This is a genomic window from Ruegeria sp. YTSC106 (assembly GCF_059609765.1).
Genome location: NZ_JBXWMI010000039.1, coordinates 2501 through 6119 on the forward strand (window position 1 = coordinate 2501; position 3619 = coordinate 6119).

The 3619-nt window shown below is 52.9% G+C and carries 1 tRNA gene and 2 rRNA genes; all 3 read left to right on the forward strand.

What is annotated here, in order from left to right:
- The first annotated feature begins 243 nt into the window (after positions 1-243).
- The 3 genes from AC2FEB_RS23170 to AC2FEB_RS23180 all read left to right on the forward strand — a co-directional run bounded on the left by AC2FEB_RS23170 (position 244) and on the right by AC2FEB_RS23180 (position 3534).
- Positions 244-3073: ribosomal RNA gene (locus AC2FEB_RS23170) — 23S ribosomal RNA — on the forward strand.
- Between the two features lie 183 nt (positions 3074-3256).
- Positions 3257-3371 (forward strand): 5S ribosomal RNA (gene rrf / locus AC2FEB_RS23175).
- An 86-nt stretch (positions 3372-3457) separates the two neighbouring features.
- Positions 3458-3534, forward strand: a tRNA-Met gene (locus AC2FEB_RS23180).
- The last annotated feature ends 85 nt before the right edge of the window (positions 3535-3619 follow it).

The following is a 3619-nucleotide window of genomic DNA, read 5'->3' on the forward strand; positions in this document are numbered from 1 at the left end:
AGCGACCTGCGTTGATCAGCTGCACGGCTGAGAGACCATATGGGGTTGCTCAATTGTCCTCGTCCAAGTGGCGGGGGCGGGAAAAGTATGTTTTTGGTTCAGAAGAATGACTGCCTTTAGTTACCAGCTGGGCGGTCTCGATTGATTTGATTACTAGCGCAGCTTTGGTTGTGTGCGGTCAAACGCACTCAAGTAGTCGAATAGGCGGTAGTGCCAATATCAAGTCTTTCTTTTTCTGGATCAAATCAAGCGCGAGAAGGGCGTTTGGTGAATGCCTTGGCAGCAAGAGGCGATGAAAGACGTGATACTCTGCGATAAGCCATGGGGAGCTGAGAATAAGCTTTGATCCATGGATTTCTGAATGGGGCAACCCACCTGAATGTTTGTTATTGTTAGCTGTGCTAATCAATAATGGGCATAACCAGGTATTTATGACCTGAATACATAGGGTTATAAAGGCAAACCCGGGGAACTGAAACATCTAAGTACCCGGAGGAAAGGAAATCAATTGATACTCCCCTAGTAGCGGCGAGCGAACGGGGACCAGCCGAGCCAGATGAGTGAGAAGAACATGTTGGGAAGCATGGCCATAGCGGGTGACAGCCCCGTATTCTAAGCTCTGATGGACGTATTAAGTAGGGCGGAACACGTGAAATTCTGTCTGAAGATCGGAGGACCACCTTCGAAGGCTAAGTACTCCTTGCTGACCGATAGTGAACCAGTACCGTGAGGGAAAGGTGAAAAGCACCCCGACGAGGGGAGTGAAACAGTACCTGAAACCGAACGCCTACAATCAGTCGGAGCCCCCTTGCGGGGTGACGGCGTACCTTTTGTATAATGGGTCATCGACTTGGTCTCACGAGCAAGCTTAAGCCGTTAGGTGTAGGCGTAGCGAAAGCGAGTCTTAATAGGGCGAATGAGTTCGTGGGATCAGACCCGAAACCGAGTGATCTAGGCATGGCCAGGTTGAAGGTAAGGTAACACTTACTGGAGGACCGAACCCACATCCGTTGAAAAGGATCGGGATGAGCTGTGCCTAGGGGTGAAAGGCCAATCAAACTCGGAGATAGCTGGTTCTCTGCGAAATCTATTTAGGTAGAGCGTCATCCGAATACCCCGGGGGGTAGAGCACTGGATGGGTAATGGGGCCCCACAGGCTTACTGATCCTAACCAAACTCCGAATACCCGGGAGTACTAGATGGCAGACACACTGCGGATGCTAACGTCCGTAGTGGAGAGGGAAACAACCCTGACCTACAGCTAAGGCCCCCAATTCATGGCTAAGTGGGAAAGCAGGTGGGACGACCAAAACAACCAGGAGGTTGGCTTAGAAGCAGCCATCCTTTAAAGATAGCGTAACAGCTCACTGGTCTAAATAAGTTGTCCTGCGGCGAAGATGTAACGGGGCTCAAGCCATGAGCCGAAGCTTAGGATGCCGTAAGGCATGGTAGCAGAGCGTAGTGTGACATAAGACTTATCCTCTTTAGTGTCTTTCGGGGCACCTTGGAGGATCGAGTCTTTTCGATGAAGCCGGCGCGTGAGCGATCCGGTGGAGAGATCACTAGTGAGAATGATGACATGAGTAGCGACAAAGAGTGTGAGAGACACTCTCGCCGAAAGTCCAAGGGTTCCTGCTTAAAGCTAATCTGAGCAGGGTAAGCCGGCCCCTAAGCCGAGGCCGAAAGGCGTAGGCGATGGGAACTAGGTTAATATTCCTAGGCCAGGAGGATGTGACGGATCACAGGTGTAGTTCAATCTTATCGGATTGATTGGGCTGCTGAGTGGTTCCTGGAAATAGCCCTCCATCAGACCGTACCCTAAACCGACACAGGTGGACTGGTAGAGCATACCAAGGCGCTTGAGAGAACGATGTTGAAGGAACTCGGCAAAATACCTCCGTAAGTTCGCGAGAAGGAGGCCCGGTTCCTAGGCAACTAGGGGCTGGGGGCACAAACCAGGGGGTGGCGACTGTTTATTAAAAACACAGGGCTCTGCGAAGTCGCAAGACGACGTATAGGGTCTGACGCCTGCCCGGTGCCTGAAGGTTAAAAGGAGAGGTGAGAGCCTTGAATTGAAGCCCAGGTAAACGGCGGCCGTAACTATAACGGTCCTAAGGTAGCGAAATTCCTTGTCGGGTAAGTTCCGACCTGCACGAATGGCGTAACGACTTCCCCGCTGTCTCCAACATCGACTCAGCGAAATTGAATTGCCTGTCAAGATGCAGGCTTCCCGCGGTTAGACGGAAAGACCCCGTGCACCTTTACTACAGCTTCGCACTGGCATCAGGATTGTGATGTGCAGGATAGGTGGTAGGCTTTGAAGCAGGAACGCCAGTTCTTGTGGAGCCTCCCTTGAGATACCACCCTTCGCACTCTTGATGTCTAACCGCGGTCCGTTATCCGGATCCGGGACCCTGCGTGGCGGGTAGTTTGACTGGGGCGGTCGCCTCCTAAAGCGTAACGGAGGCGCGCGAAGGTTGGCTCAGAGCGGTCGGAAATCGCTCGTTGAGTGCAATGGCAGAAGCCAGCCTGACTGCGAGACTGACAAGTCGAGCAGAGTCGAAAGACGGCCATAGTGATCCGGTGGTCCCGAGTGGAAGGGCCATCGCTCAACGGATAAAAGGTACGCCGGGGATAACAGGCTGATACTGCCCAAGAGTCCATATCGACGGCAGTGTTTGGCACCTCGATGTCGGCTCATCTCATCCTGGGGCTGGAGCAGGTCCCAAGGGTACGGCTGTTCGCCGTTTAAAGAGGTACGTGAGCTGGGTTTAGAACGTCGTGAGACAGTTCGGTCCCTATCTGCCGTGGGTGTAGGAGACTTGAGAGGAGTTGCCCCTAGTACGAGAGGACCGGGGTGAACGATCCACTGGTGGACCAGTTGTCGTGCCAACGGCAGTGCTGGGTAGCTATGATCGGACAGGATAACCGCTGAAGGCATCTAAGCGGGAAGCCCCCCTCAAAACAAGGTCTCCCTGAGGGCCGTGGAAGACCACCACGTCAATAGGCCGGAGATGTAAGCGCAGTAATGCGTTCAGTTGACCGGTACTAATCGCCCGATAGGCTTGATTTGATCCAGTAATGGAAAGACAAATCAAAAACATACACACCTTTGACTAAGGATGGCTGTGTCGCGCCAAGCGACACTGTTGATTGACATAATAACCGTGCGGCAACGCGAATTCGTAAACGAATACGCTGCCTGCCGCGCGTCGCCTTTTTGCAAAGCAAAAAGAGCGACGGGGATTTTCCTCGGTTTGGTGGTCATAGCGCAAGTGAAACACCCGGTCCCATCCCGAACCCGGAAGTTAAGCACTGCCGCGCCAATGGTACTTGGGCTTAAGCCCCGGGAGAGTAGGTCACCGCCAAACCTAGTAAAATCCCCCTTCTCTCTAAACGATGATAAAAACACTACCAGGTCTCAAATAGCCGAATAGGCAATAGACCACAAAAGTGTCGCGGGATGGAGCAGCCCGGTAGCTCGTCAGGCTCATAACCTGAAGGTCGTAGGTTCAAATCCTACTCCCGCAACCAAAATCACCAGTAAGATATCAAGCACTTAGCCTCGCAACTCGCAGGGCTTGCTGCGCTTGGAGCCTCCTCATGCGGCGCTGCAACG